At 41.5% G+C, this 759-nt stretch carries 2 protein-coding genes; both read left to right on the top strand.

Annotated features, from left to right (window positions below; translation table 11 throughout):
* On the top strand, positions 1-605 hold a 605-nt coding region (locus KGF70_RS16980; protein WP_216769693.1), incomplete at its 5' end, for a sodium ion-translocating decarboxylase subunit beta.
* 13 nt (positions 606-618) lie between these two features.
* Entirely contained in the window at positions 619-741 is a 123-nt protein-coding gene (locus KGF70_RS17525; protein WP_260198106.1) for an OadG-related small transporter subunit, read from the top strand.
* Positions 742-759 lie beyond the last annotated feature (18 nt).

The following is a 759-nucleotide window of genomic DNA, read 5'->3' on the forward strand; positions in this document are numbered from 1 at the left end:
TAGTCCCAATTATTCAACCACTGGCAATTAAAGCGGTGACGACCAAAAAAGAACGTCAAATCAGAATGACTTACAAGGCGGAAAATGTGTCGAAAACGACGAAGATTCTATTTCCAATCATCGTGACGATCTTGGCCGGGTTCATTGCCCCGATTTCATTACCGCTAGTCGGCTTTTTGATGTTTGGTAATTTACTACGTGAATGTGGGGTCTTAGATCGATTATCTTCGACGGCACAAAACGAGCTGGTGAATATCGTCAGTATTTTACTAGGACTAACGATTTCTGTAAAACTGCAAGCTGATCAGTTTTTGAATCTGCAAACGCTAATGATCATTGCATTCGGTTTAGTGGCTTTTGTCATGGATTCAATCGGTGGTGTTTTGTTCGCGAAGTTATTGAATTTGTTCCGAAAACAGAAAATCAATCCAATGATTGGTGCCGCTGGGATTTCGGCTTTCCCAATGTCGAGTCGCGTGATTCAGAAAATGGCATCAGATGAGGATCCAAAAAACTTTGTTCTAATGTACGCGGTGGGGGCCAACGTTTCTGGCCAGATTGGGTCAGTCATTGCCGGTGGTCTACTGTTGTCATTCTTCATGTAGGGAGGACAATTAATTGATTAATAATTTAACGATTGCGTTTGAGTTAATGGCTTTTGGAATGGGCGGCGTCTTTCTAGTCCTATTTATCATTTATTTAGTCGCCAAGGGATTGTTGAAGTTATTTCCAGCGAAGTAGCACGAATAAGTTGTCTAA

Source organism: Lactiplantibacillus sp. 7.2.4, from assembly GCF_018991185.1.
Classification (GTDB): Bacteria; Bacillota; Bacilli; order Lactobacillales; family Lactobacillaceae; genus Lactiplantibacillus; species Lactiplantibacillus pentosus.